The organism is Paenibacillus sp. S33 (assembly GCF_053615415.1).
Genome location: NZ_JBSIEZ010000001.1, coordinates 275,733 through 299,509 on the forward strand (window position 1 = coordinate 275,733; position 23,777 = coordinate 299,509).

Annotated in this window: 17 protein-coding genes; 4 read left to right on the forward strand and 13 right to left on the reverse strand. The window is 46.6% G+C overall.

Features of this window, described 5'->3' with window-relative positions:
- Positions 1–25: 25 nt before the first annotated feature.
- Positions 26–2,119, forward strand: a complete 2,094-nt coding sequence (locus tag ACWGXJ_RS01205; protein ID WP_452565978.1) for a pectate lyase family protein — start codon at positions 26–28, stop codon at positions 2,117–2,119.
- A gap of 91 nt (positions 2,120–2,210) precedes the next feature.
- Here ACWGXJ_RS01205 and ACWGXJ_RS01210 read toward each other — a convergent pair whose 3' ends face one another.
- The 9 genes from ACWGXJ_RS01210 to ACWGXJ_RS01250 form a co-directional block, all read right to left on the reverse strand.
- On the reverse strand, positions 2,211–2,555 hold the full coding sequence (locus tag ACWGXJ_RS01210; protein ID WP_061830247.1) for a hypothetical protein: 345 nt from the start codon (positions 2,553–2,555) through the stop codon (positions 2,211–2,213).
- A 147-nt stretch (positions 2,556–2,702) separates the two neighbouring features.
- A complete protein-coding gene (locus ACWGXJ_RS01215; protein WP_452565979.1) occupies positions 2,703–5,663 on the reverse strand; it encodes a DEAD/DEAH box helicase in 2,961 nt (986 codons plus the stop codon).
- On the reverse strand, positions 5,660–7,315 hold the full coding sequence (locus ACWGXJ_RS01220; RefSeq protein WP_452565980.1) for an SWIM zinc finger family protein: 1,656 nt from the start codon (positions 7,313–7,315) through the stop codon (positions 5,660–5,662). Before ACWGXJ_RS01220 ends, ACWGXJ_RS01215 begins: the two co-directional genes overlap by 4 nt.
- Before the next feature lie 192 nt (positions 7,316–7,507).
- A complete protein-coding gene (locus ACWGXJ_RS01225) occupies positions 7,508–8,626 on the reverse strand; it encodes a GerAB/ArcD/ProY family transporter (protein WP_069290839.1) in 1,119 nt (372 codons plus the stop codon).
- Positions 8,626–9,816 carry a Ger(x)C family spore germination protein gene (locus ACWGXJ_RS01230; RefSeq protein ID WP_452565981.1) on the reverse strand — a complete coding sequence of 397 codons (1,191 nt, stop codon included), beginning with the start codon at positions 9,814–9,816 and terminating at the stop codon, positions 8,626–8,628. Before ACWGXJ_RS01230 ends, ACWGXJ_RS01225 begins: the two co-directional genes overlap by 1 nt.
- Positions 9,785–11,263 (reverse strand): spore germination protein, encoded by a 1,479-nt coding sequence (locus ACWGXJ_RS01235; RefSeq protein WP_452565982.1) that lies wholly within the window; start codon positions 11,261–11,263, stop codon positions 9,785–9,787. Before ACWGXJ_RS01235 ends, ACWGXJ_RS01230 begins: the two co-directional genes overlap by 32 nt.
- A gap of 250 nt (positions 11,264–11,513) precedes the next feature.
- A complete protein-coding gene (pgmB, locus tag ACWGXJ_RS01240; protein WP_025722091.1) occupies positions 11,514–12,179 on the reverse strand; it encodes a beta-phosphoglucomutase in 666 nt (221 codons plus the stop codon).
- 25 nt (positions 12,180–12,204) lie between these two features.
- Positions 12,205–14,487, reverse strand: coding sequence for a family 65 glycosyl hydrolase domain-containing protein (locus tag ACWGXJ_RS01245; protein ID WP_440723322.1), 2,283 nt, complete (start codon positions 14,485–14,487; stop codon positions 12,205–12,207).
- A gap of 154 nt (positions 14,488–14,641) precedes the next feature.
- Entirely contained in the window at positions 14,642–15,649 is a 1,008-nt protein-coding gene (locus ACWGXJ_RS01250; RefSeq protein ID WP_103048414.1) for a LacI family DNA-binding transcriptional regulator, read from the reverse strand.
- 242 nt (positions 15,650–15,891) lie between these two features.
- Between ACWGXJ_RS01250 and ACWGXJ_RS01255 the strand changes: the two genes are divergently transcribed.
- The gene (locus tag ACWGXJ_RS01255) at positions 15,892–17,556 is read left to right on the forward strand and encodes a PTS transporter subunit IIBC (protein ID WP_452565983.1); all 1,665 of its coding nucleotides are present in this window, start codon (positions 15,892–15,894) and stop codon (positions 17,554–17,556) included.
- Between the two features lie 5 nt (positions 17,557–17,561).
- Complete coding sequence (locus tag ACWGXJ_RS01260; protein ID WP_452565984.1) at positions 17,562–18,383, forward strand: endonuclease/exonuclease/phosphatase family protein; 822 nt, start codon at positions 17,562–17,564, stop codon at positions 18,381–18,383.
- Positions 18,384–18,406: 23 nt separating this feature from the next.
- On the opposite strand, the gene ACWGXJ_RS01265 is transcribed toward ACWGXJ_RS01260, so the two are convergent.
- Together ACWGXJ_RS01265 and ACWGXJ_RS01270 are read right to left on the reverse strand one after the other, a co-directional pair.
- Positions 18,407–19,606 carry an MFS transporter gene (locus ACWGXJ_RS01265; protein ID WP_452565985.1) on the reverse strand — a complete coding sequence of 400 codons (1,200 nt, stop codon included), beginning with the start codon at positions 19,604–19,606 and terminating at the stop codon, positions 18,407–18,409.
- A gap of 204 nt (positions 19,607–19,810) precedes the next feature.
- Positions 19,811–20,308, reverse strand: a complete 498-nt coding sequence (locus ACWGXJ_RS01270; RefSeq protein ID WP_250259875.1) for a DinB family protein — start codon at positions 20,306–20,308, stop codon at positions 19,811–19,813.
- Positions 20,309–20,626: 318 nt separating this feature from the next.
- Here ACWGXJ_RS01270 and ACWGXJ_RS01275 point away from each other — a divergent pair, with 318 nt between their 5' ends.
- The gene (locus ACWGXJ_RS01275) at positions 20,627–21,130 is read left to right on the forward strand and encodes a MarR family transcriptional regulator (protein ID WP_452565986.1); all 504 of its coding nucleotides are present in this window, start codon (positions 20,627–20,629) and stop codon (positions 21,128–21,130) included.
- A 201-nt stretch (positions 21,131–21,331) separates the two neighbouring features.
- Here the strand turns inward: ACWGXJ_RS01275 and ACWGXJ_RS01280 are convergent, their stop codons facing one another.
- Together ACWGXJ_RS01280 and ACWGXJ_RS01285 are read right to left on the reverse strand one after the other, a co-directional pair.
- Positions 21,332–22,261, reverse strand: coding sequence for a response regulator (locus ACWGXJ_RS01280; protein ID WP_061831911.1), 930 nt, complete (start codon positions 22,259–22,261; stop codon positions 21,332–21,334).
- A gap of 5 nt (positions 22,262–22,266) precedes the next feature.
- The gene (locus tag ACWGXJ_RS01285) at positions 22,267–23,571 is read right to left on the reverse strand and encodes a sensor histidine kinase (RefSeq protein WP_452565987.1); all 1,305 of its coding nucleotides are present in this window, start codon (positions 23,569–23,571) and stop codon (positions 22,267–22,269) included.
- Positions 23,572–23,777: the final 206 nt, after the last annotated feature.

The window sequence follows — 23,777 nt, forward strand, 5'->3', positions numbered from 1 at the left end:
ATCTAATCGAGAAGGAGACTGTTATATGAAGTCGAGTTTTTTAAAAAAATGTGCAAGTGTAATGTTAAGCAGTACGTTGGTACTGTCTTTATCATTACCGTTGCTGGGTCATGCACATGCGGATGGGAATTTACAGATAAGTGATGATTTTGAACAAGGGGAAGCTCAAGGCTGGACCGCAGGATCGGGGAACTGGTCTGTGGTCAAGGACGCGAATGGATCTACATACCAACAATCTACTCGAAGCGAAAGCCATTCCGTCAAAGGTAACGCCTCATGGACGAACTATAGCGTGCAAGCAGATGTATATGTAAATGATTTTAATGGCTCCAATCGAGTCTACGTTGCAGGTAGATACACAGATTCCAACAACTTCTATGCAGCTTCGTTGTATAACAAGAAAGACGGAGCTCTTGAGATTCGGAAAAAAGTCAAAGGCTCTATGAAGACACTGGCTACGAATAAAAAATACAAACTAGACACGAATACATGGTACAGAGTCAAGCTGGAACTATCCGGTTCGGAAATCAAAATGTATGTCAATGATCAACTGGAACTGTCCGCAACAGACACCAGCCTCACTGCTGGAGCCATTGGATTGGTAACCTCCAAAGCAGCTGCCCAATTCGATAATGTGATGGTATCCGGTGCTTCTTCTGAGGTAGATCCAGGAACACCGCCTGTGAATCCGACACCAGGTACAGAACAACCGACTCCTGGGGTGGACCCTGATGTAACCTCCAAAAATAACTATAATTTGACTGGCTTTTCGTATGGTAATACAGGTGGTGGCAACATTGCGGATACAGATGCCAACTACAAAAAGGTATACAATGCTGTAGATCTCAACGAAGCACTGAAGAAAGGCAGCAAAGTCAAAGTGATTGAGATTATGAACGATCTTGATCTCGGTTGGAATGAAATTCCTAGTGCTGCCAAAGTAATGCCTTTTAGTGCCAACAATCCTGTACAGACGCATCCTGTTCTGAAAAAGACAGGTGTGAGCAAAGTCTATATCGAAAATATGAATGGGGTTACGATTTTCTCTGCCAATGGTGCGAAAATCAAACATGCTGGCTTTGTCATCAAAAGAAGCTCTAATTTGATTTTCCGTAACCTCGAATTTGATGAGCTTTGGGAGTGGGATGAAGCAACCAAAGGGAACTATGATAAGAATGACTGGGATTATGTTACCATCGAAGGTACAAGTTCCAAGGTATGGATCGATCACTGTACATTTAACAAAGCCTATGATGGTTTGGTAGATGTGAAAAAAGGTAGTAACGGAGTTACGATTTCCTGGTCTTTGTTCAAAGGAGATGACCGCAGCTCCAACAGCTGGGTAACCCAACAAGTCAACGCGATGGAAGCAGACAAGTCTTCCTATCCTATGTACGCGTATCTGAGAAGCAGTGCAGTAGGCATGAGTAAAGAAGATATCATTGATATTGCAGCAGGACAAAAGAAGGCTCATCTAATCGGTGCTACGGAAATGGCTTCCGACAATGCAGACCTGGAGGTGACGCTGCATCATAATTACTATCTGGATATTCAGGATCGCATGCCTCGTCTGCGTGGTGGTAATGCTCATGCATATAACATCGTTATGGACGATGCCGGATTGGCCAGAGCCAAAAAAAGAATTACTTCTGATATGGCTAAAGCAATTGCTGCAAAAGGATACCATTTTGATGTCGTGGGTAATGGTGCAATTTCAACAGAAAACGGCGCGGTGTTGCTAGAAAAATCGTATTTAATTGATGTATTTTCTCCAGTGCGTAATAATCAAAAAGATCCTAACAAAGCGGATTACACAGGTAAAATCAAAGCCGAGGACGTTATCTTTTCGAACAACGGTACCGTATTCAGAGGAGGCAGTGACGATGCGAATAGCCCGTTAGCCCCTTATCCTGCCAAGACCAAGGACTTCTCTTGGAATGGGTTCACAACGTTGCCATACAGCTATACAGCCGAAGATCCTGCCAATCTGGTTGCTCAATTGCAGGCCAAGGATGGAGCAGGTGCAGGTAAGCTGAACTGGTCGAGTGAAAACTGGCTCAAAACGGTGTACAATACGGCCGTTACGAAAAATGCAATAGTGGAAGAAGATTCCGAATAGGTAGGCCATATAAAAAAGCAGCCAGTACAGATAAGCTCTGTTGCTGGCTGCTTTTTTTGTTAACTACGTCTAGGCTGCGTTCGGTACGAACTTAACCAATAACGACAAACGAGGATACGCCAGCAGGTACGGATCTAACGCGGAATAATACTCCATCATCTCTAAAAGTACGCAGAATATAAGGCTGGTTCGTAGGTGTGCGAACATTGTTAAATCGCGCAGTACCAAAACCATCGAAGCCTGCAGCTTGGACAAAGCTTCCATCTAGACGCCGGAGTATAGCAAAGAATCCGGTTGTGTTAAAAGGAACACCGTTTGTGTTAGCCCAGATAACTGTAAATCGGCGTAGAGTTTGTGTAGGGCTCACATTGCGATATCTCGTAACAGGAACCTTTCTGCCCGTAGATTTCAATGTTTGTGGAGGACGAATGGCCACTAAAAATCAACTCCTTTGTTGTGATGAGATAGTAAATGCACACAAAGGAGTTTTGGATTGTGTTATAAACTACGACTTCTTATAAATAGGTATATACCGAACTCAAAATGACACTCCATGTACATTATCGTTCGATTCGGGACCTCATCATGCCCAATCGCGCCGTAGCGTAAAGAGGTCTTTTAACGCGTCTGTAGACAGCTCAGTAATCCAGCCCTCGGTACTGGTTATGATCTGGTCGCTAAGCTGCTGCTTGCTTTCCAGCATTTCATCAATGCGTTCCTCCAGCGTGCCCAACGAGATAAATTTGTGCACCTGTACATCCTTCGTTTGTCCCATCCGGTAGGCTCGGTCTGTGGCCTGATTTTCAACAGCTGGATTCCACCAGCGATCAAAGTGAAAGACGTGGTTGGCGGCCGTCAGATTCAGACCCACCCCCCCGGCTTTGAGCGACAAAATAAACACGGACGGTTGCTCGGCAGGGGGGAGCGTGTGAGATTGGAATTGATCAATCATTCGGTCACGGGCCGTTTTGGATGTGCTGCCGTTCAGATAAAGCACGGGCTCTTGCAGCTCCTGAGCGAGTACCCGCTGGAGCATCTGCCCCATACCAATATACTGTGTAAAAATAAGGCAGCGCTCGCCCTCCTCCCGCAGTTCCTTGACCATAGCCAGAATGCGCTCCAGCTTGGATGAACGGCTAATGACCGCTTCAAGATCGGACTGACTATAACCGGAATCCGCGGCATTCGGGAGTGCCTCCTTGGTTAAGAGGGCAGGATGGTCACAAAGCTGCTTCAACTGGGTAAGGGCGGATAAAATGGCTCCTTTCCGTTCAATCCCTTCCAGCTTCTGCATCCGTTCCATCAACTCTTTGACAATCTGGTCATAGAGCGCGCCCTGCTCAGAGGTCAGATGAATGTACGTTTTCATCTCATTCTTGTCAGGCAAATCAAGCTGTATAGCAGGGTCCTTCTTCTTGCGCCGCAGCATGAAGGGCTGAACCAGCTTTTGCAAATCTAACGTGCGCTGCTCGTTATGTTCCTTCTCAATAGCATTAATGAAGCGATTGCTAAAGGCGCGTGAGCTGCCCAGATAACCTGGATTGATAAAATCATAAATGGACCATAGCTCGGACAACCGATTTTCAATAGGTGTCCCGGTCAACGCGATCCGATGACGTGCAGGAAAGCTGCGCACGGCTGTGGATTGCTTGGTTTGCGCATTTTTAATGTTTTGCGCTTCATCCAGGCAGACTGAATCCCAAGTCATGCTTTGTAGCAGCTCTTGATCCAGGGTTGCCGTAGCGAAGGAGGTCAGGATGACATCGGCCTGCTCGACTTCTTCGCGGAACAAGTCTCCCTGCTCCCGCTTGCTTCCATAGTGCAGCATCACCTTTAATGAAGGGGCGAAGCGGCTGAGTTCCTTCTGCCAGTTGCCCAGCACCGAAGTCGGGCAAATCAGCAGCGAGCTGGAACGGACGCCCGTCTCGGCGGCAATATCCTGTAGGTGCAGTAAATAAGTAATAAACTGCACTGTTTTACCGAGTCCCATGTCATCGGCGAGACAGGCACCCAGTCCAAAACGCCGTAAAAAGGCAAGCCATGTATACCCGTCCCGCTGATACGTCCGCAGCTCGGCTTGCAGCCCGTCCGGCACGTCCAATGCAGGCCATTCCGACTGCCGTCCGAGCTGGCTGATCAGCTTCAGCAGATGGGCATTCAGCTCGACTTCCAGTCGGAAGCGTGCCGCATCTTCCGGCTGCTCGCCCGAGGCGTCGCCTTCAGGCTCGTCGGCGTTGCCGAGCAGATGTAGCTGTAGGATGTCCTGGAAGGACAAACCCTGAGCACTGTCGATCCCGGCCATGGCCCGGCGGATCTGCGCCAGCAACGCGGGGTCGAGCGCGATCCATTGCCCGCGGAAGCGCACCAAGCGCTCGTTGCGAGCGACGAGCTCGGCGAATTCCGACTCGCTCAGATCGGCGTCGCCAATGGCAACACGCCAATCGAACTGGACAATCGAGTCCAGTCCGAACAGCGAGCTGCCCTTCGTGCGCTCTCCCGCCCCTTCGCCCGGGCGTACCTTGGCCCGCAGCTTCGGCTTCTTGCGGGTAGCTGCCTCCCACCAAGCCGGGAGCAGCACCTGCCAACCGCTTTCCAGCAGACGCTGGCTGTCGGTCGTCAGGAATTGCCACGCTGCTTCGTCGGAGAGCGGGTGATTCAGCACGTCATCGCGGCTTCCGGCACGCTGCCCGGCAGGCAAAATCGAGGTCAAGCGTTCTAGCCACCCGGCTGAGCGCTCACGGACATGTGCTGTCCAGGCATCGGGCCATGAGCCGGATGCGTACCCATCATCGGCGAGCTGTACAGACACCAGCAACGCTGGGTCTTGCTTGTCCTGCAACACAAGCTTGAGCTGCCAGGACGGTTCATCGTCCTCCAGCTCTGGCTCCAGCAGTTGCAGAAGCGGCCGAAATGGCGCGGTATCGGCTTTCCAGCCGATGGCGATGAGCCAGGCCCGCGCGTCTAGACCCGCCGCCGGGCGATTGGGAGCGAAGAGAATTGGATATTCTCTTCGCAAATCGGCGGCTTCCGCTTCAGTGCCGTACCAGCGCTGAAATACGGCAGCCGAGAACGCCGCTATCAGCCCATCCTGCTCGTCCTTCTCCAAGCTGTCTAGCAAAGCAAGCTCTGCCGGTTGGATGTTTTCCTGTGCTTCCGCATCCCACATCCATTGCAGCTTCCCTGCCTGGAATGCCGTGAAGCTGGGCACATATGCTTTCGCTTCAATACAGTGAGCAAGTAAAGGGATCAGCCGAAGCCACGGGGCATGGGCCTCGTCCCAGATCCATTCGATATGCTTTAGAAGCTCGCGCTCTGCCAGAAAAGGAATCACCTGCTCCGAAGGCAGCAGGATAATATCCGTGTCTTGAACATGTTGAATCTCCAGCTCGGTGCCATAAAACGAAGCCTCATGCCAAGCAAACAAACGCTGCTTCAGGATTTGGCCGGAAATGCTATAGTTCATGGAGGAATCGCCATAGATCAGCGCGTCTCCATAGGTAGTTAATTGGATATGCACGGTAATCGTTTCGGTATATTGACTCATGATAACAATTTCCCTTTCCGCAATTCCTCTTGTAGCGCCCGCAGGCGGCTATGACGGCTGGTGAAGGTCGTGAAGAACAGCTCCCAGCGTGATTCTTGCTTCATTTTCTTGTACAGCTTGAACAGTCGCTTTAACAGCTTGACTGCTGCTTTATAGCTGGCTCTGTTTTTTTCTAGCACATAACGTTCTACCGCTTGATGGTAAAAGGGGAGTAGTAACTCAGGCGCGTTCTTTTCAATGGGCTGTAACACGCTCACTCGAAAACTCAATGGTTCACTGCGTATGCTTAGCTGATAGTCGATCCATGACCGCCATTTTTCGTGGGCAAGCAGCGCCTCTTCATACATTCCTCCGGCAAATGGAAGCATACCCACCAGCGTGTCCCACATGTCCTGCTCCGCTTCTGGAAGGTGCTGCAAAACCACATCCCAATCATGCATATAATCCTGTAAATGGTCATCCCGATGACTGTGAAGCAGGGGACCGATATGCTGCAGTCCGTCCTTGAGACGTGCCCAATCCTCGGCTTTGCGCAACGCCTGTAAGAACAAAAGCAATTGGTTGGAAGAGATTTTTAGTGGAAAAGCTCGTTCCGCTTCCTGAAGAAGTACCCAAGCTTCATTATCCTGCGATTGGTAAATATGCATCCAGCTACGAGCCAACATCCATGGAAGCCGTGCTAAAGTTGTGCCGAGATCCTCCTCAGCCACCTGTAAATGCTGTAATTCCTCCGTATATATGCTGGAGTCCTGTCTTTCGGGATGCACCCAGTTCAGCCAAAACTGATAATACGTGTCTGAAAAATAAGTACCGTTACGCGATTCTGTCAGCATTTTTCGGCGCAAATAGGCTAAGGTTTCTGCGATACGGGCTTCTTGCATCGGTTCATCGGTCAGCTCCAGCGGGCTTTCAAAATCACGCTCGATAGCTTCTTTAAGCTCATCGGCGGCGATTTGCGTGTAATACCCCATATAGGTATGAGAGGGATAGCCCGGCATGGGAGACTGAGGCACCAGCTTTTCCAGCACACGCAGATGAGCATGCAGTCCGTATAGCTGTTGCATGCCGGGTGAAAGCGGTGGCTTCACAGCATAGATCGAGGCTAAAGCGCTTTGGACATATTGGGAATTTTGTGTGTTCACACGGTTAAGGGCGATACACTGATCGAACAGATCATGCCACTCTGAAATGGGCATGTCTGGTATCTTGCTTGCTGTTTTACTGAGAGCGTTTCTTGTTGCTTCCTTGTGATCCGGTGAAAGATTCGACCGGGAAGGAGGTGTGGTACGCGTGTCAGCTTTTGCCGCCAATCGGGTGAATCCCGCCGAATGAGCGTTCACTAAAGCATGTACAGAACGTTCCTGTTCATTCGCGTAATTCAGTAGTACGGCGATCATATGCTTGCAGTTGGTGTGGACAGGGCATGTACATCTGCTGGCAGCAAAAGCACTCAAGTGAAGATCCACCTCGTATAGCTCGCTTCCATCTACGACAGCTGCGATATGGTCGGCATCAGGCATTGCGAATTCTTTTACCTTTCCCTGCTTAAAATATTGAAAGCCTCGTTTGATCGTTACATCATTAAAATGATCAGCCACGTTTTGAATAAGCTGTTGCCACTGTATATCATTCATAAGATAGGTTGGTTTCATATGATTAGTCTCCTAAGAGAGAATAGTTGATCAGGTAGTAGCTTAACTCTTCCATTATATCAGTTCACGAATATAAATTGAGTGGAGGGAGAGTTGGAAAATTTCGAAGATATCCGCTGGATAAAGCAAAAAGTCCCCTTACTCTATAACGTAAGGGGACTTGAGTCATCGGGCAAGAATGGGGGCTATCCTCTACTGTTTCCCATCCAGATTCTCCACTCGGCGGAAGACCATGGAGATGACAAGAAGTACCAAGGGGACTGCTGCGCATATAATAATGCCAAAGTAACCTGTTATTTTATCGAAATTGCCTATTTCAATAAAACTTTGGGGATACATGCTCAGGGAAAATAATAAAATTAACGGGAGATAACAGATGTACCTATTCCACTTTTGGGTGAGCTGGCTGATCCCGGCAACAATATAGAAATAATAGTTTGAGGCGGTCATGAAGATTTTGATCGTCCACAAAATGATAAATAATATTTCAAATCGTTCCAGGAACGCGCCGGGGAATTCTATTTGCTGTGCAAAAGAAACGACCGGCCATTGCAATCGGGAAACTTCTTCAACTGACATACAGCCAACGACCATCGTTACCATCAAGAGATACAAACCCATTGCAATCGAGTAGCCGATCCAGCCAGCCTTCCACGCCTTTTGTGGATTGGCCATAACATTTGTTAATATGAGAACCGATTCAAAACCCATTGCCGAAAAAGGTACAACTTTAAGAGATTGGAAGATCGGGCCCCATCCTTTATGAAAAACAGGGCGCAAATTATCGATGTCAAAATGATTGATATTGAAAACGATCAACAATAAAAAAACAATAAGGGTTAAAGGAAAAAAAAGCTCGACCAATCGAACCATCGCATGGAGACCGCCCCAAGTCAAATACCCTATAAGCAGAAGAAACGGAAAAATAATCATGCCTATTGGCGTTCTCTCCAATGCAAGGCCTTTGAGGAATTCCGCCATCATTCTGCATACAAGCGAGCAGATCATCGTGCAATATACAATAAATGCGATATTGATGAGTTGACCGATGAATTTACCTGCGATCACAGGATTGAACTCATAGAACGTCTTCCCTGGAAATCGTTGACACAATTTAACATGGATAAAAATGACGCCTATCCCAAGCAGACTTGCCAGCAAAAGTCCCTGCCACACGTCGGGCGTTTTTGTCTGCTCCGCAATGGTTCTTGGTAAACTGACAATACCCACAGCATACACGGTCGAAGTGACGGTAAATAAGGCTTGCAGAGTAGATATTTTTTCCTGTTTCATGGAAGGTATGTTGGACATTACGCTCCCTCTCCTTTTGTATAAGCACCTGTTCGTTCGATCTGTACTTTAGCTTGAACATCGATCGGTATTTGACTGAATGTATCTTGCCAATTTTCCTTTACCCGATCCCAGTAATTGGGATAGTTCACTTTTACTTTTGTGCCAAAACCGACTACATCTGCTCTCATTTCTTTCTGGAGCGTGTTTAACGATAGGGATACTGTTTGTCTGATTTCATCTTGCGCCGCTTCTTTAGCGGTTTGGATGAATGATTCCTTCAGGAAGTCTACAGAATTATCCGAGCTTTCGTTTAGTTTGATATCTGCTTTAATACGAACTGTGAATGAGAGATCCTGCCCGTTGAGGTGGGGGATAAGTTTTGTATGGACATCTTCGACTTCAAACACCATGGATTGTTCCGATTTTGGGCCTTCAGTTCTAATAATTGAACCCTTCGTTTTTCCCAGCATCCAGTTGATCCCGTTAACATCCTCTTCGTCTAGCCAATAAGCAAATTTCTTCGTTTTGCCGCTGACCAAAGCTGCGCCTGAGAAGTGGTTGCCTTCATTGGTTTCTAGGCATTGAATGACGAAGTCAGATCCTTGTGAAATATGTGTAGAAATTTCCCCTAATGTTATTCTATAGGGTATTTTGGAGTTGAAATCGCTATTTTTAGCCAATGCTTCAAGGTCAATGGAAGGTATCTCTTTATGTTTGCCGATCTTATTGAGCGCTTCTTTCGCACTGCCCTTAACGATCATAACAAGTGATTTTCGACTCGGTTTATAGGAGCGGGTAAACGTATCTAACAATTGGTCGATTCTTGTTTTTTGTATAGCTTGGTCACTAATCAAAATCAAGCGAATAAAACTATATAAAGGAGCACGGGATACCAGCTTGGCCTGTTCCCTTGAAGCAGATTGAATGGAACTTTTGTTAAAGGTTGTTACGTTGCTATACATATTTTTTCTGGATTTCTGCGCTATTAAATGCTGGTAGGTAAGCTCCAGCATTTCCTGCTCATCTGTATCAATGGCGACGCCTTGAATGATACTCAAGTTATCGATCTCTCTGCTGTCCCAACAACCAGTGAGGAGAGCACATGCGATCCATACGGCGACGCATTTTTGCACCCGTAGGGTTCGACGAAACAGAAAGATGTAAGAGATCATTGGCTTACTTCCTTTTCCTGTTAGATTGTGTTTCATCCTGTGTCTTTAGCATCATAGGACGCTTTTTGAGGTATTTAAAAGGAGCCCGAATAAAAGTATCTTGTTGATCTCTTAGCCGAATTGGGGCTAGGGGTGACATGTAAGGAACTCCAAAGCTTTTGATCTGGACCATGTGTACGCCTAAGCAAATAAAGGCTAAAATCACGCCATACAGCCCATAAATCCCTGCAATCATCATAATGGGAAAACGAAGAAGCCGTATTCCAATACTGCCGCTGTACTGCGGGCTTGCAAAGGACGCGATGGCCGTAAGACCAACGACAATAATCAGAAAAGCACTTACGACCGCCGCCTCGACCGCTGCTTGTCCAATCACAAGACCGCCTACAATACCGATGACTTGTCCTATGCCTTTAGGTAGCCGCAGACTTGCCTCGCGTAATATTTCCAATGATAACTCCATAATTAGAGCTTCCACAAAAACGGGAAAAGGAATTCCTTCCCTTGAGGCAACGATAGACATCACCAGCTCAGGCGGGATTAATCCAGGATGGAAAGAAATAAGTGCAACGTACAGCGAAGGCAGGAATGTTGCAATGAACAGAGCCATTAAACGAAGCATACGAAAAAATGTTCCTAAAGGAAAACGCTCGTAATAATCCTCTGGGGATTGAGCCAGCATCCAGAAGGTCATGGGAGCAATCAGGACAAAAGGAGTGCCATCAAGCATAATGACAACTCTTCCGGACATTAAAGCATTTATAGCTTTATCCGAGCGTTCAGAGGCTTGAATCTGTGGGAACGGAGACCATGAATGTTCCTCAATCCATTGCTCAATAATCCCGGTATCGGAAGCATCGTCCACATCAATCGTTTCGACTCTTCGTTTAACTTCCTGAACTAGCTCTGGATTTGCGATATCTGATATGTACAAGATCGCCAATTTCCGTGAAGATCTCCTTCCTATGGTCATTTTATCTATTTTGAAACTTAGATCTTTGATATGCCGCCTTACCATTGCCAAGTTGCTTTCCAAATCTTCAATAAAACCTTCTCTCGGCCCTCTCACCAAAGTTTCGGTGCTCGGTTCATCGACACTTCGCGAAGGAAACTGGCCCGTAGAAGCAAAAAAAACTTCATCGGTTCCTTCGATCAGCAGACAAGTATTTCCCGATAACACTTCAATTACACATGTCTCAAGGTCTGCCCCTTCTTTCGTACCGATCGTAAATGCCGTCTGCTGTATCAGTTCCTCCTTTATTTTCTCCAGATTAACTTGGGAGTGGTTTTCACGGATTCCAGTCAAAATGAGTGGCTTAACGATTTGTTCATTAATTATGCCCGTATTCGCAATACCGGAGAGATAAACCATCACTACATGAATTCCCGTTTGTCCCACGTTCATTTTTTTGAAGACGACATCGGGAAGATGGCCCAGGGTCTTTTTTAGATGGTCCAATTTCGCCTCGAGTGATCTTGCCATGACTCGTCCTCCTTCAAAAGCTTAAATCAACGACATACATGTAATATGTGTAAAATGGTGATAGATATTCATGGAATGGTAATTCAACGTGTTCGACGATGGAGGAGCTGAAGACGCGAGAGACAGAGGGAGTTTTTTTGAGTACATGTAAACAAAAACGAACACCAGTGGTGTCCGTCGTTGGTCATACATATGAGGCGAGGGTGCTCTATCCCTAAGATAACGCCATATAAACTACTCCGAGTGAAGGTCACTTTTTGAACTCGTAGAAATGTGCCTCCAACATGCTCAGAGAAAGCTCGGCAGTAGTGGCTACCACGATATCCGCACCTTGCATTTGCGAAGGTGTTCCTACACCGACCGCGAACATCCCGGCGCCCTTGATCGCCTGTATGCCAGCCTGTGCGTCCTCTATACCGATACAGTCGGCAGGCTGAACGCCCAGATTTGCGGCTCCGGTGAGGAAAATTTCCGGGTCAGGTTTGCCATGCCGAATGGCGGTAACATCCACCACACTGTCAAAATAGTACGCTAGCTCCAGTCGCTCCAGGATAAACGCTGCATTTTTGCTTGCAGAGGCCAGCGCGATGCCGATTCGGGCTTCACGAAGCTCTGTCAGAAGCGCTTTAATGCCTGGAAGAATGTCCGAGGGAGTTACAGCTGAGATGAGCCGCTGATACTCCGTATTTTTCCGTGTGGCCAGTTCTTGCTTGCCTTCTTCTGAAAACGTATCGGACAGGTTACCGCGCGCCAGTATTTTGTCGAGCGATTCCGTACGGCTGATTCCTTTTAACTGTTCATTAAATTCCCGATCAAAAGGGATGCTAAGCGCTGCCGCCAAGCTGCCCCATGCCTGAAAATGATATTCGGCGGTATCTGTAATGACTCCGTCCAGATCAAAAATGACTGCTTTCATTTGGTTTCCCCCCTGTCTGCCCGATTTATGAAACGCTGTTTGTCATTAACGACTGTCCACTGGTAATGTGCGTTGGCTCTCCATACAGCTCCAGCGTCAGCGGTTCTCCGTCCAACAGGGTAATGATCACTTCATTTTCCTGTACGAGAATACTTAACAAGCGACCGCGATAGTTGATTTTAAACGTATATTTGTTCCAGCCTTGAGGCAGGAAGGGGGAGAAGCTTAATGTTTCACGATACGTTCTCATCCCGGCAAATCCCTGTACAATCGCCAGCCAGCTTCCTGTCATGGAAGTGATATGAAGTCCGTCTTCGGTATCGTTATTGTAGTTATCCAGATCCAGACGGGCCGTCCGCTTATACATCTCGACTGCCTTTTCTTCCATTTTGAGTTCGGCAGCCAGCACGGCATGAATGGACGGGGACAGACTGGATTCATGAACAGTCATTGGCTCGTAAAATGCAAAATTGCGCGCTTTTTCCTCCAGCGTGAACTGGTCTCCAAAGAAATACAGCCCTTGCAGCACATCTGCCTGCTTAATGAAGCAGGAACGAAGGATTTTATCCCATGACCATTTCTGATTTAATGGAAGGTTGCTGGGATCAAGGGAGGATACAGGCTGCAAATCCTTATCCATAAAGGTATCGTGCTGTACGAAGACTTCCCGCTCCTCATCATAGGGATAATACATGTGAGTGATGATATCCTGCCAATGGGCAAGCTCATCAGCCGTAACCGCTAGATGCATCGATTTTTCTGCTGAAATTTGAGGCAAGACCGATAAGGTATATTTCAAAACCCATGCAGCCAGCGTGTTGGTATACCAGTTGTTATTGACGTTATTTTCGTATTCGTTCGGCCCGGTAACCCCGTGGATCATATACTGCTGCTGGCTTTTGGAAAAGTGAACCCGGTCGGCCCAGAAGCGGCTAATTTCAACCAGTACATCTATGCCGTACTGATGAAGGTAGGAGGAGTCCCCCGTATAGTTGGTGTAATTGTAAATGGCATATGCAATGGCCCCGTTACGGTGGATTTCCTCAAAGGTAATCTCCCATTCGTTATGGCACTCCACACCTGTAAAAGTGACCATAGGGTATAGTGCACCCCGTAGCCCTTGCTGGGCTGCGTTATGCTTGGCACCCTCTAGTTGTTGGTGACGGTACAGCAGCAGATTTCGCGTTACGTCCGGGTCTGCAAGCGCCAGGTACATAGGCACGGCATATGCTTCTGTATCCCAATAGGTGGCACCGCCATATTTTTCACCTGTAAAGCCCTTGGGACCAATGTTCAGACGGGCATCTTCGCCGTAGTACGTAGAGAACAGTTGAAAAATATTAAAGCGTATTCCCTGCTGGGCCTCTGTATCTCCCTCGATTTCTACATCTGCTTTGTCCCAACGTCGAGCCCAAGCTGCGACATGCTCCTGCTTGAGGGAGGTGTAGCCTTTGTTCACAGCCTCCACAGCGATGCGTTCAGCTTGTGGAATCAGTGCATCCTTTTCCATATCCCGTGAGGTGGTAACCGCCACAATTTTTTGCAGCTGGATACTGTCGCCCGGAGCGACGCTGTATTGATAGTGGCGTGCAGCGTACAAAAAGCTCTCTTCCGTCGTCTGCAGATCCTGTCCCTTGGTCACAATACCCATGGTAGCGTTTACGGTAAAACGCGGAATACCGAAGGGATTATCTATAGTTGTTGTGGACAGGCTGATGAATTGTTCTTGAACCTCTCGGGCCTCCTCCAACCAAAAAACCTCGTCATAGTTCGTGTCTTCATTCTTCGTATTGCCGTCCAAATAAGGGACAAGCTCTATGGTTAGAGGCTGCTCGCTTATATTCGTTGCTTGGTAATCGATCAGGCATAGCTCACGAGTGGTAATGCTCAGAAAACGCTCCGTAGTGATACGAACCTGATCGTTCACGGTGCAGGTGCGTCGCAGGATCCCCTGTTTCATGTCCAACTCCTGCACAAAATCGCTGATGTGTGCCGTAAATAAGTCTACTTCCTCTTGGTTTATGATCAGACGGATGCCGATGAAGTTCATGGCATTGATGACCTTACCAAAATATTCAGGATAGCCGTTTTTCCACCAGCCGACCTTTGTTTTGTCGGGGAACCATACACCGGAGATATACGTTCCCTGATGATGATCACCTGAATAAGCTTCTTCAAAATTGCCGCGCATGCCCATATAACCGTTGCCTATGGACGTTATGCTTTCCTGTAATCGCATGTGTGTGCTATGTAGAGTGTGTGTTGTCAGCTTCCAGCTATCTACGTCAAATAATCGGTTGTAAACCATGATTGCGTACCCCTCTCGGAAAATGAGATCGTTGTTTTAACGAAACCAGTATATGAGCGAGTTCAGTATATAGTGCAACCGTTTGCCCTGTCAACGCAAAAAAACTGATTTTATGGGTTTCCACAAAATCAGTTCTTGTTCATTCCGCTAAGAATCATAGTAATTGGCTGGATTTGCGCTCCACGATTCGGTGGGGAACAATGATGTGCTTGGTCAATTCCTTGGGGTCCTCGATTTTTTCAATCAGGCTTTTGGCTGCCTGATAACCTAGAGTGAAGATATCAATATCCACGGAAGTCAGAGGGGGATTCATCAGCTCAGCTAGCATTAGATTATTGAAGCTCACCATGGATAACTGCTCTGGCATGGACACGCCTAGCTGAGAAAGCATTTTCTGTACTGCCATGGCTACAAGGTCGTCGCTAACGATCATCGCGGTAGGCGGCGGGGTGGCCTGCAATAATGTGCGCATGTCCTCCAGATTAAATGGCTCCCTGACCACGTATTCCTTGGGTAAAGGCAAGCCTGCCTCTCGCAACGCATCCTGGTAGCCTCGGAGTCTTTCAATATTCACGATGTGTTCATGATCACCGCCAACATAAGCAATGTGCTGATGATTCAGCCCAGTCAAATAAGTGACCACATCCTTGGCAGCCTGGTAGTTATCGTTATCTACATGGGTAGTTTCACTGACAAATTGCTGAGGCTTACCGATTACGGTGTAAGGTATTTTTTCTTTATGAAGGTACTCCACAATGCTATCTTTTTGCTTGGAGTACAGAACAATATAGCCGTCAACACGCCCGGTCCGGGTCATCAGCTTCACGCGGGATAGCAATTCATCGCTCGTTTTTCCTGTGACAATGGACAGTGTATAGTTGTGCTCATTTACCCATTCGCTGATCCCGCGAAGGCTTTCCGGAAAGAACGGATTTTGAAAGATTGCCACATCCGATTCAGGCATAATGATGCCAATTGACTGTGTGACACGGTTAGCCAGACTCTGAGCTGAATAGTTGGGTTCATAGCCAAGCGCCTTCATTTCTTTACGGACACGTGCCTTGGTCGCTTCGCTGATTTTGGGGCTGTCTTGAATGACACGGGATACGGTGGAAGTAGCAACATTAGCACGTTTTGCGACATCTTTGATGGTTACTGCCATCGTCTTCGTCTCCTTTTGCTATCTCAAGCAGGAAATATTATGTTCTATCATACGATATTGCTCGAAAATCAACAAATTCGCGGCTTTTTCGAGTATTTCTATGATCATTAGCCAAGATATTTACAATTAGGGTATTGCCAATAGAAAGCGATATCATTATAATAATTGTGCAACCGATTGCATAATGTTTATAGGGTACAAACAACGCTGTACATACTATAAGGGATGGGGATTGAAGGAGCATGAAAAAACTTCTATCATTTGATTTTTGGCAAAAGCTCGGGAAAGCACTGCTAGTGGTTGTTGCTGTTATGCCGGCAGCCGGGATTATGATTTCGCTTGGTAAAGTAGTGGCGATGTTGGCTGGTGATATCCATTTCTGGTTGACCGTCGGCGGGGTTATGGAGAATTTGGGTTGGGGTATTATCAATAATTTACACATACTGTTTGCCGTGGCAATTGGTGGTTCCTGGGCTAAGGAACGGGCGGGCGGAGCTTTTGCGGCCTTAATTGCCTTTATTCTCATTAATATTTCAACAGGAACGATTTTGGGTGTGTCCTCGAAAATGCTAACCCAGGAGGGTGCCACCACCCACACTCTTTTTGGTGCATCCATTCCGGTTAGTGGCTATTTTACCTCTGTCTTAGGGGCACCTGCACTTAATATGGGTGTGTTTGTCGGTATCATCTCCGGCTTTGTCGGGGCCGTGGTATTTAACAAGTACTACAATTACCGCAAGCTGCCAGACGCTTTAGCTTTTTTTAACGGCAAACGTTTTGTTCCTTTTGTCGTGATTTTATGGTCTGTCATCGTAAGTTTGATCATGTCTGCCATCTGGCCATTTGTTCAGGGGGGGATTAATCAGTTCGGTATTTGGTTAGCGACCTCAGGGGAGTCGGCTCCTTTTGTAGCGCCATTTGTCTATGGTACACTGGAAAGACTATTAATTCCTTTTGGACTTCACCATATGCTGACCGTTCCTATTAACTATACTCAACTTGGTGGCGTTTACACGACACTTACGGGTTCCGGGGCAGGAAGCGTCGTTGCCGGGCAAGACCCGCTGTGGCTGGCTTGGGCAAGTGACCTAAGTGCGCTTCGTGGTACTGATCCGACAGCCTACAATAGCTTGTTGGAAGGCGTGACGCCTGCCCGCTTCAAGGTAGGACAAATGATCGGTGGAGCAGGAATCCTTATGGGACTAGCGGTGGCCATGTATCGCCGTGTAGACAAAGATAAACGTGGCAAGTACAAGTCGATGATCTTTTCGGCAGCCGCAGCTGTCTTTTTAACAGGGGTAACGGAGCCACTGGAATTCATGTTTATGTTCGTGGCGCCTGTGCTGTATGTGGTTTATGCTATTCTTACCGGTATTGCGTTCGGAATGGCCGACATCATACATTTGCGTTTACATTCGTTTGGTATGATTGAACTGCTGACCCGAATGCCGTTGTCTATAAATGCGGGTTTGGTGCAGGATATTATTAACTTCGTGCTGACTTGTGTGGTGTTTGCGGTAGCAACCTACTTTATCGCGTATTTTATGATCGGTAAATTCAAAATGGCTACGCCGGGAAGACTGGGGAACTATACGGATGAGGAGCCTCAAGGGACTTCCGTGGCTGGGAATACGAAGACAGAGGGTGTGGCAGCTGTTTCCACTCAAAATCAACTGGCTACGGATATCATCAAGACGCTTGGGGGTGAGCAGAACATTGTCGAGGTGGACGCTTGCATGACCCGTCTGCGTGTGACGGTGAAGGATACGGATGCCGTTGGGGACGAAAAGACGTGGAAAGCGCTGGGTGCCTTGGGCTTGATAAAAGTAGACAATGGGGTGCAGGCAGTTTACGGACCGAAGGCCGATGTGCTTAAATCAGATATACAAGACATACTCAACAGGTGATTACTTTGAAGTTGTTAACCTTAAATGCACATGCTTGGATGGAAGAAAACCAGCATGATAAGCTAAAGCAGCTGGCTGCTTTTATTGATGAACAGCAGTTTGATGTCATTGCTTTGCAGGAAGTGAACCAGTCCATGGAAGAGACTCCTTTGTTGCCGGACGATTTGGGCGCTTATTATAGCGCAGATCCTGAAGTTGTCATTAAGCGTGATAACTATGCTTATGTGCTGAACGGGCTATTGTCCGATGCTTATCAGTGGACGTGGGCTCCCGCACATGTTGGTTTTGCCAAATACGACGAGGGTTTGGCGATTCTGTCCAAAACACCGATTACAGCTACGGTGAACGAATATGTTTCCTCGCTACAGGATTATGACAACTACCGCTCACGTAAAATTGTCGGCGTTCAAACTGTGGTGGACGGAGTGCAGGCCTGGTTTGTAAGTGGACATTATAACTGGTGGAATGATGAAGAATCCTTCCGTGGACTATGGGATCGTACAACAAAAGTGCTAAATTCTTTTGCTCCGACTCCTGTGTTTATGATGGGTGATTTCAACAACGCGGCTGAAGTACGCGGAGAAGGATATGACTATGTACTGCAATCCGGCTGGTCGGACACCTATCCGAATGCAGCAGTACGTGATGAAGGCCACACAGTGATTAAAGCTATTGCTGGTTGGGAAAGTAATGCGGAGCCGCTCCGTATTGACTTTATCTTCTCCAATAAGGCTGCACAGGTTCAATCCTCAACCGTTGTACTGAACGGGAAAACTGGACCAGTTGTATCGGATCATTTTGGGGTTGCAGTTGAGTTGGAGCTGTGATGAAAAGAAAGGAGGCCGCTTGCTTATGCAAATGGCCTTTTTCTTATAGATTTCGACTTAAAATGAATAACATATTGGATAACTATAGCGATCAACACCAAAATCAAATTGTAGTAAAAGGGAGTGTTGATGCTAAACCGTTCCATGAGTGCACCTGCGATGATCGGAGACACAATGGCCCCCAATTCGGACAAAGATACGACGTTGCCGATAAATGAGCTTCTATTCTCCTCAGGAATAACATCCCCTAGTTGCGAGTAAAAGGAATCCAGATAGCTGGCTCCTCCTATACCTCCGATGAACATCCCTAAGTATACGATCCACGGTTCTGTGAACCAAAGAAATAAGATGATTTCCACCATGATCAACAATAGACCGATGATACAAAGCATCAAGCGATCCTTAAGTAGATCAGATAGTTTGCCAATAAAGGGGGCTGATATGAAGGTCGATATGCCGATAATGGTAAAAGCTAAGCTAATTTCTGCGGGGCTCCAATGGAGTTTGTAGGTTGCATATACAGAGAAGTACGTTAAAAATATAGCGAATGCACTCATTTCAAGGAAATGAACGGTGGAATAGAGCAGTAGCTGTTTCGTTAGCATGGTTTTTCTTTTCGACTCATGAAGGGGAGCGTGCTGTTGCTGAGGTTTGGAAGAGAGACTGGGGAAGGTCATTCTGGAGACGGCAACGAAGGATATACATGAGAAAATAGCAACGAAATAAAACGGAATGGATAAAGAAAAATAAGAAACAATAGCTCCACTCATAAGGGGCCCTAAAATCATACCGGCACCTTCACTGCTGCTGATATATCCATTGAGCGTGCCTCGATTCTCTGCGGTGCTCATATGGTTGATCGTGACTCTTACAAAGACGGTTAGACCTATAGCTACCAAGCCTTGGAGGAGTCTCAGTATGGATAGAATGATGAAGCTTGTTGCAATCGGAAACAGGAGCATACATGCGATTTCAGCAATAAGTAAGCTCAACCCCAAGCGTTTTGCGCCAATCTTTTCATAAATTCGTCCTGCCAAGCCTCCACCAAGAAATCTACCTACATAAAATAGAGAAAATAAAATGCTCATGCCGAGTACGGATATCCCGAATTGCTCTACATAAATAGCAAAGAGTGGAAGGATCATACTTCCACTCATGTTAGCAATAAGGCTGATCACAATCATACAGGCAATATTACGATTTAAATATAAGTGTCTCACCATAACCTCGAAACCTCTCTTTGGTCTTGCATCATGGGAACCGTTATTCGGATTGCACCTGATTACGGGTAAACGGCTTCAGGTCGAGTTAGCGGGTTCCCATATAGGGTACGCAAGCGAGTTCCTCGCGGTGCCTAAATCCCATTGCAATGATGGAGGTATGGAGCAGCGGATGGGGGAAAGCTTGATTAGAGCATGGTGTTGCCTTTAGGCTGGAAAGCCGCCTCCTGGTGGTGGCCAAGCTCCATAAATCCGGCGTAGCAGCACGATTTCACCCAAATGATATGAATTGTGGGAAGCGATATTCCGCAGTAGTCCTGCTTTCGTTTCACCTGGGAAATGAGCTAGTGAATCATCCAGTTGCGCGGTTTCGGCAATCTGCACAGCCTGATCTACACCCTGTAAAAATTCGTTAATGACAGCCTGCCATGCCTCTTCGCTTTGCGGTCCAGTCTCTTTGGGCCAGCTTTCCATGACATTGCCCGGAAGCTGGGGCTTCCGTCCTTCCAAATGCTCCAGCATGAACTGCTGCCAGTAAATCATATGCTTCAGCAGTTGATAAATGCTGTAAGGCATTTCTGCATTTTTCTTCCCTGCCAGTTCGACGTCGATGTCTGGTAAAGCCCGAGCTACTCGAATATGTCCACGTTCCCCAACCAGTGATTTAACCAGTGCTTGACCGAATAATTGGTTTGCATCCGACATGTATCATCATCCCTTCTATGGAGAACTTGTTTCTAGCTTATTCTCATTTTACGATTATACAATTATATTTTATAAAATGAAAATACCCACGTAGTATGAAGAGAAACAAAAATAATTTTTAAAAACAATTGATAATCATTCTCGATTGCACTAAAATAAAATTGTTTCAATGGAAACAAAGTATTAACAATAGATATATTTTGTATATATACGGAAATGTTAAAGGGGAGCTTTCCGTATGCATATATTGTTTTCTACAAAACAAAAATGGGCTATAATGAAAGGAGGAGTATGCCAAAGGAGTGACCATTTTTTCGTATGGAGAAAGTGACATCAGTTCAGCATGTTTATGATTTGCTCATTAAGATGAATCACCAGCTGGAGCAGCATCAGCAGAGAGAGAGCATGACTATTCTCGAAGAAATCCAAGAGCATTTTGATGGAATTGCTTCACTCAATCTGACGGATGTGCACGTCATTGACTGTATCGGGAGGCATGAACCGATTAATGTTACGACATTAGCGGATCGAATTGAGCTGAGCAAGGGTACAGTTTCGAAAGTCAGCACCAAGCTGCTCAAGGAAGGCTGGATTCGCAGAACCCAGCTTAACGACAACAAGAAAGAAATCTATTTTCGGTTAACCCCGTTGGGGAAAAGACTCTTTCTTGTGCATGAACGACTGCATGTTAAGGTACAGCAGCAGTTATTTCAATTTTTAAATCGTTATAGCTCGGAAGAACTGAATGTCTTGAAACGTCTGCTGTCCGATGGTGTAGATCTCTTGGAAGCTATGGAGTGGCAGGACAAGAGTCTGGACTAAAGGGATATCGAATCATCTACGATGGGCACCTGTTAATCTCCAAGTAATAGATACATGGGGATATGCAGGTGCTTTCTTTTAATGTCAGCATTTTGCATAATTCGATTCCCAACGCTCGAGGGTACAATATATAGACGGACTAACCCGTTCCGATCTATATATTGCTGATTTGTAAATACTCTTGGGATTTATGCAAAATGCTTAGTGTAATAGCCGTTTTGCTTCCATATAGAGCACTTGTACGAACTTTTTCGTATTAATGCGGGCTTGGGACAGTGAAGGCTCCACATTGTTTTGCAGCTCCAGCATTTTTTTGCGGATTTCTGTAAAATCAAAAAATTTGGATGCATAATTTTCAAATTTAGGATGGGTATAGTCAGTCAATCCGAGCGATACTATATGGCTTAGCGTCTGGAAAATAGCACGGCGGACACGTTGCTCCGATGCCTTGATTTCCTTACTCAGCTCTACTGCTGAGGCTGAAGCCCCTAACCGTTTGGATGCTACATTAGCAAATATATCCTTCAACGGCGGGAACAGATAAGGAGATAGATTGCCTGTTTCCTCCTCATACTGGTCCAGAAATTCCAGCATGTCCAGTAAATCCATACTCCCGGCTTCGCCGATCATCCCCATTTCGGAGAGCAGAAACTGCCCGGAAGTTACGATGTTTCGGGTCGGTTCAATTGTTGCCGTTGGGTTGTTCGTTGTGAACATCGACAACCCTTGAAGCGTGCGCTGAATATCCGTAATCGACTGCTGCATGCGCAGACGCTCAGCCACCTTATGAATAACTGCAATAATCTCCAGTCGATTCAAAGGCTTGGCCACATAATATTCAATACCGAGCGAGTATGCCTCGCCGATCATGTTTTTGGATTCGATGCGAGAAATCATAATGATTTTGCCGCTGAATTGATCGCCGAGTGCACGCACGGTCTGAATGCCGTCACGAAGCGGCATCAGCAAGTCAATCAGCAATACATCAATCCGGTTCAGCTCCAGGAGGCCGCTATTCACGTAGGTACCATCCTCTGCTTCCCCGATGACTTCTCCTAGACCTTCGTCTTCAATAATGTCTGCCAGCATAGAACGAATTCCCTGATCGTCATCCACAATATAAAAACGCATCCGGGCTATCTTCCTTTCTCCGTCAGTTTCCGTAAAGGCAATGTAATTCTAAAAGTGGTCTGTAATCTATCTGTATTCTCTTCTTCATCCTGTTGCAGTTCAATCGTTCCTCCAAGGCTCTCCGCGACCTCACGTACATAAAACAATCCCATACCGGTCGACGGCTGTCCTTCCTCATCATACTTGGTCGTATACCCCGGTGTGAAGACCATTTCCCTTTTACGCTGAGGAATACCCGGCCCGTTGTCGGTGACAATAAAGGAAGCTATATCCTCTTTTCCCGCTAGACAGCGAATGGAAACGTCAATCCTTCCGTTGTCCTTCATTGCTTCAACCGCATTGGCTGTCAGGTTATTAATAAGTGTCAAAACGGTATAAACATGCAGCTTGGGTAACAATGGATCGACATCAAGGGTAAAACGAATAGACTTGTCCAGCGATTGCGCGTATTTGCTGTTCGTTCGGATGATTAGCTCCCCAAGCTCTTGAGAGGCCATGTAATGCACTCCGCTTTCGGCATCAATCAGCTTGGACAAACCAGCAAAAATCCGCTGGCTGTCTTTTTTGATCTCGTGAACCTGTCCGGAAATACGAAGTGCCTGTCTGGCGTAATGTTCTCTATCCTTCAGAGATTCATCCTGCTGCAACTCACGGTACAGCTCGTAGCTTTCACGAGTGATTTGTTCTGCATGTGACAGCGTTTTGCCTAACTGGACCGACTCCTCATACAAGTCCGATACAAGGAGTAAAATTCGCTCCGTCTGCTGCCTCTGTGCCTCTTCATGCTGGACCGATTGATTTAACCGAATCATATTATAAAACCCAAGCACGAAGAAGCTGCGGATCATAGCCATGAAAGCTACTTTGCTGATCTTAATGATGTCCCAGAAATCGCCGTCCATGCTCCACCGGACGCTAAGTTCCGACACACTTGCGGCAACCTCAATCCCTACAGAGAGGATGCCCACGCGGAGTGCGCGGTAAGGCTCAGCATTAATGTTAAGGACCTGGAAGAGCAGGCCGTAGACCGTGTAATAAAAAAAAGTAGGGCCGTGCAGTGTCAGCAACTCTTCGAAGGGAAGGCCGGGCTGAGTGTAATGATTGAGTAAGATGCGAAAGGCGACTACCGCTATCCCTGCAAGCACTCCCGATAATGCAGGCGGAATATGACGAATAGATAACAGAAAGAAAAAAAATACAGGCGTACCAAAGCTGAGACGGAATGTATTAGCGAACGGGTGAATATTCAGCTCACCTGCGAGCGGTACAAATACAAGCATGAGCAGGAAAAGGAGCGTATTCAACTTCATCTATATTCACCTCCTGGGTATTCAGTCAGAAAGGCAATGTGAGCTAAATTCACAGGCTCGCCGTTAAAGTTTGTGAATTTATAGAAAAAAATAAATGCAGCTGTAGATAATTGTCGTTTTTTATAGATCAGATTGTAGTATAAATAACATCATTTGAATATTAAGAACAGCATACTGCAAAAATATACAAATCAGCCAGGGGGGAC